The 6,139-nt window shown below is 68.1% G+C and carries 7 protein-coding genes and 2 pseudogenes; 6 read left to right on the forward strand and 3 right to left on the reverse strand.

Going from position 1 to position 6,139, the window contains the following annotated elements; genetic code table 11:
- Positions 1-5: 5 nt before the first annotated feature.
- Positions 6-525 (reverse strand): annotated as a pseudogene (locus tag ACFWDI_RS08500) (transposase).
- Between the two features lie 179 nt (positions 526-704).
- Here ACFWDI_RS08500 and ACFWDI_RS08505 point away from each other — a divergent pair.
- Positions 705-1,298, forward strand: a complete 594-nt coding sequence (locus ACFWDI_RS08505; protein WP_385302130.1) for a hypothetical protein — start codon at positions 705-707, stop codon at positions 1,296-1,298.
- 231 nt (positions 1,299-1,529) lie between these two features.
- Here the strand turns inward: ACFWDI_RS08505 and ACFWDI_RS08510 are convergent, their stop codons facing one another.
- Together ACFWDI_RS08510 and ACFWDI_RS08515 are read right to left on the reverse strand one after the other, a co-directional pair.
- Positions 1,530-1,679, reverse strand: a complete 150-nt coding sequence (locus ACFWDI_RS08510) for a hypothetical protein (protein WP_385302132.1) — start codon at positions 1,677-1,679, stop codon at positions 1,530-1,532.
- A 62-nt stretch (positions 1,680-1,741) separates the two neighbouring features.
- The gene (locus tag ACFWDI_RS08515) at positions 1,742-2,107 is read right to left on the reverse strand and encodes a hypothetical protein (protein WP_385302134.1); all 366 of its coding nucleotides are present in this window, start codon (positions 2,105-2,107) and stop codon (positions 1,742-1,744) included.
- A gap of 321 nt (positions 2,108-2,428) precedes the next feature.
- Between ACFWDI_RS08515 and ACFWDI_RS08520 the strand changes: the two genes are divergently transcribed.
- The 5 genes and pseudogenes from ACFWDI_RS08520 to ACFWDI_RS08540 all read left to right on the forward strand — a co-directional run bounded on the left by ACFWDI_RS08520 (position 2,429) and on the right by ACFWDI_RS08540 (position 5,654).
- Positions 2,429-2,875 carry a hypothetical protein gene (locus ACFWDI_RS08520; RefSeq protein WP_385302136.1) on the forward strand — a complete coding sequence of 149 codons (447 nt, stop codon included), beginning with the start codon at positions 2,429-2,431 and terminating at the stop codon, positions 2,873-2,875.
- Positions 2,872-3,618: a hypothetical protein gene (locus tag ACFWDI_RS08525; RefSeq protein WP_385302138.1), complete on the forward strand. Its 747-nt coding sequence runs from the start codon at positions 2,872-2,874 to the stop codon at positions 3,616-3,618. The genes ACFWDI_RS08520 and ACFWDI_RS08525 overlap by 4 nt, the downstream gene beginning before the upstream one ends.
- 46 nt (positions 3,619-3,664) lie before the next feature.
- Positions 3,665-4,540 carry a transporter substrate-binding domain-containing protein gene (locus ACFWDI_RS08530; protein WP_385302140.1) on the forward strand — a complete coding sequence of 292 codons (876 nt, stop codon included), beginning with the start codon at positions 3,665-3,667 and terminating at the stop codon, positions 4,538-4,540.
- 36 nt (positions 4,541-4,576) lie between these two features.
- A pseudogene (locus ACFWDI_RS08535) lies at positions 4,577-4,948 on the forward strand (DUF5984 family protein); the annotation flags it as partial.
- A gap of 178 nt (positions 4,949-5,126) precedes the next feature.
- Entirely contained in the window at positions 5,127-5,654 is a 528-nt protein-coding gene (locus ACFWDI_RS08540; protein WP_385302142.1) for a GNAT family N-acetyltransferase, read from the forward strand.
- Positions 5,655-6,139 lie beyond the last annotated feature (485 nt).

Raw genomic sequence — 6,139 nt, forward strand, 5'->3', positions numbered from 1 at the left:
GCGGATCATGAGCGGAGCCAGAGTCGGATCGAGGCGACGGTGACGGTGCCGTGGAAGATGTAGGCGCGATTGTCGAACCTCGTGGCCACTGCCCGGAAGTTTTCAGGGCGTTGATTGTCCGCTCCACTTCGTTCCTGCGCTTGTAGACCCTCTTGTCGAAGCCGACGGGTCGGCCGCCCTTGCTGCCGCGGGCTTGCCGGTTGGCCCGCTGGCGTCTTTTCCCGGCACTTGCGGAACGCTCCTGCGGGCCCCGGCGGCATGCTGATGGGCCCGGCAGATGGTCGAATCGACGCTCACCATCGACCAGTCGATCCGACCTTCCGCGTCGGCGTCAGCCAGGACGGCCGCGAAGATCTAGTCCCGTGTGCCGTCCGCCGACCAGCGTCTGTGTCGCTCGTACACGGTCTTCCACGGACCGAAACGCGCAGGCAGATCCCGCCATCCCGGGGCGCAGCCGGTACAAGATCCCGTTGATGAGCCTGCGGTGACTGGCCCAACGGCCACCACTTGCCCGGATTTCGGCAGATGCGGCCTGAGCCGAACTCACTCCGCGTTCGTCAGATCTCCCCGCCCCATGACCATGCCAACGACCCGAGACCACGACGGTCACAAGATCCGCCGGACAGGCCCTGGTGACGCGGTCCATTGTCGGAGGGGGATGGCATCGTGGGTTCCGCCGACTGATCAAGGGGGACTGAAGGACGATGGGTGACTTCTTCGAGCGGATCGTCGATGTCGAGGTGACGGCCGAGGAGGCCGGGGTGCTCGCGGAGCGGATGGTCGACTGGATGGTTGCCGAAGGCCTACTCACGCGCGAGATGTCCAGTGACGCGATGTACAGCCTGAGTGTGGACGAGGGGTACGTGCCGGGACCCAACTGGAAGCGGACTGCGGAAGATTGGGGTTCGGACTGGATACCGGGCCCGGTGGCCGTCATCGTCGGGCGGGATGACCACATCGGGGGGCAGGGGGAAAGCGAGCCGGAATCCGCCACGTGCCCACGCTGCCGGACGAAGACCGTGATCATCAGCTATCCGGAGGAGTGGGAGGCGGACGAGGAGGCCTGGCAGCCTTTCCAGGACGGCATCGACGCATGGCGGGAAACGGGGGAGGGGAGGGCCGTCTGTTCCTCCTGCGGCGTGTCCGTCCCGGTCACCGAGTGGGAGTGGCCGTCCGGCTTCGCCCTCGGTGCGCTCGCCTTCGACTTCTGGGGGTGGCCGCCGCTCACCGACAGCTTTTTCGCGGAGTTCCGTGAGCAGTTGGGGCACCGCACCGAGGAGCACATGGGCAAGTTCTGATACGTGCCATCGGCGCCTGTGGCTGTGTCTGTTTCGTCAGGTTCTGGCTCAACTCCTTCGGGACGTTGCACGAAAACAGGCCCGACCTGCGGGGGTGGCTGACGCCAGGTATCCACGGGAGCGGCGCCACTTCCGGGGCTGCCAGGCAGTCAGGTCCAGGGGAGGGCCGAGCCCACCACGATGAGCGCGGCTTCGGCGCCGGCCCGCCGCTGATGCCCCGTCGGCGACCGATCAGTAGCCGATCGTGAAGCGGCGCTGGACGAAGCGGGGCAGTTCCGCCTCGTCGACAAGCGCGACGGCGGCGTCCTCCATGGAGATGCTGCTGCGCCCGTCGGCGTCGAGTTCTGTGCAACCGCCGCAAGATGGGCGGCAAGAGCCCACGCGAAAGCCGGAAGTACCCGCAATTGCTGAGCCACCGACAACGCCGAGGAGAAGTGCGAAACCTAAATGCCCTGGACAGGGGACAGGTTCTCCTCGGCGCCCGCGCCCGCGCTCGTGGCAGCGGTACTCCTCTCCGTGCGGGTCGCCGAGCGGCAGGCGGCAGCCGCGCGCGTGCGCAGTGCGGCCCTGCGCGCGGCAGCCTCCCGCCCGCGCAGTGCATATCTGCCGCATCCACGCCACTGCGACGCTGACACGCGTGCTCGCTGCCCGCTGTGGGCGATCATCGCGTTGACCGACGTCAGAGGGTCCGAGCCCAACGCCTTGGCCAGCAGCATGCCGGCCGCCAGTGGCACCAGGACAACGGCAAGCGCAGAGCCGGTGTTGGTGACGTGCTGCATGCGGGGGTGGCGCGCTGCGTGAGGAGTCATGGTTCTCATTCGACCAGCAGCGGCGCTGGTGGGAATCGGCCGACGTACTCAGCCCGTCCGGGCTGACGTACTCACACTCGGCCGGACAGTACTGGGTGACAGCAGCCGCGCTCACCGCTCCTCACGTGACGCGTTCCGACCGCATCAGCACACACTCGGACTCGCAGCTGACAGCATCGGAGAAATACCGTCAGAAGAGTCCATCCGGCATGTGGCGCATTCGCTTTCCGTAGCCTCGAAAGCCAGCTGAACGAGGGCAGAACGCGCTGCCTGAGGCGTACGAGTGCGGCCTGTGCGAGTGCTGCCGAGGAGGGGAAAGCCATGTCTGATCTGCTGGCAGCTGCAGCCGCCGTTACCCCGTTCGTGACCGCAGCAGCGGCCACCTTCGCCGGCACGCTGACCCAGTCGGTACAGAACCGACTCGCGGACAGTGCCGTGGAGCGCGGCCGCGCCCTTCTCGGCGGACTGCTGCGCGGGCAGGCCGACGCCTCGGCGGGGAGCCCGGAGGAAGCAGCTGCCGTCGAAGCCGTCGCCAACCTGACAGCAGGCGACCGGCTGGTACTGGAGACGGCGATCGGTCGGTGGCTGGCGGAGGGTTCGCTGACGGGCGAAGCCCTGCTCACTCACGTACGACGGGCCATGGAGTCGAACCGGCCCGGTGACACCATCACGGTGACGTCCCACGGTGAAAACTCACCGGCTATCGGCCGGATCACGCACGCTGACTTCCACTTCGGCCGTCGTCCGGACGGTGGAGCCGCTTGGTGACTCCCCACCGCTCCACCGACACCTATCACGTGAACTCAACAGGCTCCGGATCGCTGACGATCGGCAAGGTCGGCAGGGTGGTCCTCACCCTCTTCACAGGTGATGTCAGCGAGTTCTCCGGCAGAGCCAAGCGCTGGAGCGGCTGGAACTGGCCACCCTTCTTTCTGGTACTGGCACTGGGCGCCACAGCGCTGATCGCGGGTCCGGCCGGACCGGCTCGTCAGTTCTCCTGGGTGTACGCCGCCATCGGTACGGCCGTGGTGCTGTCCTTCTGCCGGGTCGTGGGCGTGGTGGGCAACAGTCGCTCGCCCGTTCCGCGTGCGCTCGTGCAAGGCTTCGCCCTGCTTCTCGCGGTCCTGGGGCTCGTGGGAATGGATCATCTCGCCGAGCACGGCGAGATCGACGTCACCGGACGCACGCACCTTTCCCCCTCGGGTCCGATGGCGCACACGTCCGCCGCGCAGATCGTCGTCGACGGCTCCGCGCAACGCTCCTGGCTGCGCCTGACGCTGGCGGTCGAGGACGCCGATCCGCTGCAGCAGTCCTGCACGCCCGAGAGTGAACTCACCCTGCAACTCATCGGGGGGAGCAAGACGGGCCGGGTCGAGGGGGTGCGCGCGGGGACGCCCGTCGACCTCCCACTCGGCGGCTCACGCACCGAGGTTCGCGTCCAGGTCATCCTGTCCGCCGAAGAGGGCTGCCTGCTAGCTGTTTCCGTCGCCAGTGCGGCGTTCCACGACTGAGGGGGAGACCATGTCTCGCACACCGTGCCCAGGGCCGGCCGGTCAAATGTCACGACGGCCGTCGGCCTGCGTCGCGGCCGCGCTTGCCGTGGCGGTCACCGCTGCCCTTACGGCCTGCGGCTCGTCGTCGGGCGAGCCGCACTTCCTCGGTGCCGAGAGGGTCACCGTTGCCACGCACAATGATCTGCCGGGGATCTCCTATTCCGAGAACTATGACCGTTCGGGCATGGACTATCTGCTCTTCGAGCGCGTGAAGAAGGAATTGGGGGTCCCGTTCAGCCAGCCGGTCGACGTTTCGTCGGGGGACCGAATCGCTCAACTGGAGGACGGCACGGCGGACATGGTGATCGCCTCGTTCTCCATCACGCCGGAACGGATGCGCAAGGTTGATTTCGTCGGTCCCTATTTCAAGACTCGCCAGGGATTTCTCGTGGGCTCAAACGGCTGGGACATCACGGCACTTGAGGACCTGCGAGGCAAGCGGGTCTGCACCTGGGACGGCACCACGTCGCAGGAGGCGCTGGCCAACCTCAAGGGGATGGGCGTGGTCGTGCAGGTCCTCGACGACGCCTCCGACTGCATTGAGGCTCTGGTGGCCGGTCAGGTCGCCGCTGTCTCGACCGACCAGGCGATTCTCTACGGATTTGCCCAGCAGCACGCTGCGGACAACCTGCGCGTGCTCCCCGGGCTCACCATCGGCGCGCCTCAGCTCTACGGAATCGGGCTGCCCAAGGGCCATCGTGCAGACTGCCGGAGACTGGCCACCTGGCTGAAGAGGTTCGTGGGCACCAGCGAGTGGATCGGGGACATCGTGACGTCCCTGCCCGGGTTGCCCATCGCGGAACCCGGCTGGATCAGCACCCACAAGCCGAGCGGCCCCTCGATCGACGCCCGCTCCTGCCGTGACAAGCCGAGTCCTTGAGGGGGCCCGACCGTCCCACTCCGCCCTCGGACACGCCCTTGGCGCACCATCGTCGGCGAGGACGACGCCGTGACCGTCGCTTGGGAGCACCGGGCGGACCCTGAAGGCGTGATCGAGTTCGCCGGCCCGCAGACGGGCCGGGTGACCATGCCGACGAGCGAGTTCCTCGCCGCTGTGACCGAACTCGACCGGGCGCTGTTCGCCGCGATGGACCAGCGCATCAGCGAGCTGGAGGAGGCAGGCCCTCCGCCCGGTGTCCAACTGGACATGGAGCAGTTGCGCCGTCAGCACAGGGACCGGGCGACCTGGCTGCAGCGTGCGCGGGACCGTGACCCGGGCACTGACTGGGACGTCGTACGGGTCGGTGCGTACATGCTCCTTGCCTCGGGGGCGGCGGAGGAGGACTGAGAGCACATAAATGTCACTCCGATGAGTGACAAGTGGTGCGCGAAGCGTAATCGATATGGCGTGAACACCCCTTGAATCGGCTGGGGAGTGGAAAAAGACTGCTCCTGTGCCAAGGCGGACATGCCCCCAGGAGGGGTCGCGGCACACCAATCACTTCGCTATGTGAGGAGAGCGCCGCATGCCCGACGCCGGCCCTCGAGGCCCCGCACACCCGATCACGCTGACCGACGGCACCACCACCCGGACCCGGGAGGTGACCCCCGCCGACCTCGGGCCCATCCAGGCCCTGCACCGCCGTTGCTCGCCGGGTAGTCGAGCCTTGCGTTACCACGCGGGTAAACCTGAGATGTCTCCGGCCGGATGGCGGCTGCTGTCCGACCCGGAGCGCGGCACCACCTTGGTCACCACCACCGCCCAGCGCACGGACCGCATCATCGCCATGACCAACGTCATGCGCACCGATCAGCAAGGGGTCGGCGAACTCGCCGTGCTGATCGAGGACGAATGGCAGTCCAAGGGGCTCGGCACCGCATTGGCCGCACACGCGGCCGACGTGGCCCGCCGGGCCGGACACCACACCCTGACCGCGACGGTCGCCGCGGTCAACACGCCGATGCTCCACGTCCTGGAGAGTCTGGACGCGCCACCAGCCCGCGCCAGCGGTGCCGTCCTCGATATCCACATCCCCATCGCGAGGTACACCTGAGAGGACATGTGAGCACTGGGGCGTAGGTCCAGGTGCTTGCAGCACGGGATCCAGGAATCAGCCCGTGGGGCACGCGCACGGCATCCGTCCTGGTATGCGAGCGGACTGCGACCACCAGCCTCAAAGTTGGACCCTTGCGGTGCCGCGCCGCGGCGGCATCGCAAGGGCCGACGGCACCACGCTCGCACCGCAACCGGTGGCTGCACGGCCCAGCCCGCGCCGACTGTCGGGCAGGAGCAACCGGACACAGTGGCCCCGGTACCGCCGACGCGGTCTGCGGTGCACCAGGTCACCTCGCTGAGGACGGGCGGATGTTCTGATTGAGCCGGAACAGGTTCGTGGGGTGCACACACCATCGTGGACAGCCTCGACGTGGGGGGGGGGGGCCCCCCCCCCCCCCCCCCCCCCCCCCCCCCCCCCAACCCCCCCCCCCCCCCCCCCCCCCCCCACCCCCCCGCCCCCCCGGGGGGGGGGGGGAAAAGTGA

Origin of the sequence: Streptomyces sp. NPDC060064, assembly GCF_042736455.1 — a bacterium.
Lineage (GTDB): Bacteria > Actinomycetota > Actinomycetes > Streptomycetales > Streptomycetaceae > Streptomyces.

Bases quoted from the DNA above. Each gene is read 5' to 3' on its own strand.
- ACFWDI_RS08505 (WP_385302130.1), top strand. From the start codon at position 705: ATGGGTGACTTCTTCGAGCGGATCGTCGATGTCGAGGTGACGGCCGAG.
- ACFWDI_RS08530 (WP_385302140.1), top strand. From the start codon at position 3,665: ATGTCACGACGGCCGTCGGCCTGCGTCGCGGCCGCGCTTGCCGTGGCG.
- ACFWDI_RS08515 (WP_385302134.1), bottom strand. From the start codon at position 2,107: ATGACTCCTCACGCAGCGCGCCACCCCCGCATGCAGCACGTCACCAAC.
- ACFWDI_RS08520 (WP_385302136.1), top strand. From the start codon at position 2,429: ATGTCTGATCTGCTGGCAGCTGCAGCCGCCGTTACCCCGTTCGTGACC.
- ACFWDI_RS08540 (WP_385302142.1), top strand. From the start codon at position 5,127: ATGCCCGACGCCGGCCCTCGAGGCCCCGCACACCCGATCACGCTGACC.